Here is a 1,732-nt window from a genome sequence, read left to right as displayed (position 1 = left end):
CCTGAGTATCCATGGGAAACCTTAGATGAACTAGAGTGGTTCAGCAGTTTAAAAAAATAAGATCTTTTTAGAGAGAGCAACCTGTATTGATTTTATACTTTCCAAGGTCTTTACCTTTTATATCAATGACATGTACGGCACATGCAAGACATGGATCAAAGGAGTGTAACACTTTTAAAACTTCAAGTGGCCGTGAAGGATCATCGAGTTTTATCCCTATAAGGGCCTCTTCATAAGGACCTCTTTGATCTTTACTGTCTTTGGGTGAGGCATTCCATGTAGTGGGTGCTATCACCTGATAGTTTTTGATCTTTTGATCTTCGATATTGATGAAGTGTGACAAGACACCTCTTGGAACTTCTATAAATGTCCTTCCTTTTGCCTCTTGTGGTAAGCTTTCAAAAGTATATTTGCTCCATGTCTCAGTATCATAATATTTGATGTTCTCTAGAAGCCTGTTAATAGATTTGAAGATATATTCAGAGATATATGCTGTCTCTATAGCTCTGGCAGCATTTCTACCTACGGTACTGGAAAGATCTAAGAGCTCGAGCTCACAAAACGCTAAAAACTCATCTACAAATGGTTTAATGAATCTGTTTCCTTGTTTATAGGAGATAAGTACTCTTGCCAATGGACCTGATTCCATGGTTTTTCCATTGTATCTTGGGGCTTTGATCCAAGAGTATTTGTCATCTGGATTGGCAGTTTTGAGTGTTCCATCTTCGTTGAGGTCAGTGTAGTAGGGCTGGTCATCTTTATACCATGCTCTTTCTACTTCTTCGGTGATCAATTGCTCATCAAAACGTTTTATATTTGCAAAATCATGGTTATAGATGACACCACTCTCAAAAAGCTGATGTTCGTCATCAAAACAGTATCCACCAACACTTAGGAAATTTCCGATGCTACGACCAGAACCAGCTTTTATCTCATCTTGATAAGCAGTTGCCAAAAGTTTCATATCAGGTATGTAAGCACGGTCTATAAACCCTTTGGCCTCCTTGAGGATAAAGATAAATTCATTTAATCTCTGGGGATTTAACATATCTGCTACAGAAGTTACACCGCCAACCACTATAGTTTGAGGGTGTGGTGTCTTTGCACCAAAAATAGCAATGGCTTTTGATATATCAGTTTGAAACTTTAAAGCTTCAAGATAATGCGAAAGCAGTAGTAAATTCTCTTCAGGAGTAAGTTTATACTCACTATGACCCCAATATCCGTTAGAAAAAGGACCCAGTCTTCCTGAATCTACAAACTTTGCTAGTTTTTCTTTGACATAAATATAGTGCGAATGAGAATTTGCATACGGTTTAGATGAATAGAGGTGGGCTGTTTTACTGGTCATCTTTGGATCTGCTTCTAACGCTTTGGTCACATCTACAAAATCCAAAAGATGAAGATGATAAAAATGTGTCACATGATCTTGAATAAAAAGTGCCAATGACATAAGATCTCTGATTATCTCACCATTTTTAGGAACATCTATATTGTACGCATCTTCAACAGTGCTGACTGCAGCTCTAAAATGAGAATTGGTACAAACACCACAGATCCTACCGGCCAATAGTCCTGCGTCTCTTGGGTCTCTGTCTTTTAAAATGATCTCAATACCCCGAAAAAGCTGTCCACTGACATAGGCTTCTCTAATGATACCTTCATCATCTATCTCCACTTCAGCGCGTAAATGGCCTTCAATTCTTGTGATTGGATCTATGACAATTTTATT

General features: G+C 38.0%; 1 protein-coding gene. It reads right to left on the bottom strand.

The features are described from left to right. Positions 1 to 67: 67 nt before the first annotated feature. Positions 68 to 1,732, bottom strand: a 1,665-nt coding sequence (locus WBM70_RS11335) for a nickel-dependent hydrogenase large subunit (protein WP_424558612.1), incomplete at its 5' end; no start/stop codon positions are given.

Source organism: Sulfurovum sp. (assembly GCF_049668085.1).
GTDB lineage: Bacteria > Campylobacterota > Campylobacteria > Campylobacterales > Sulfurovaceae > Sulfurovum.
This window is presented reverse-complemented; position numbering and strand designations above follow the sequence as displayed.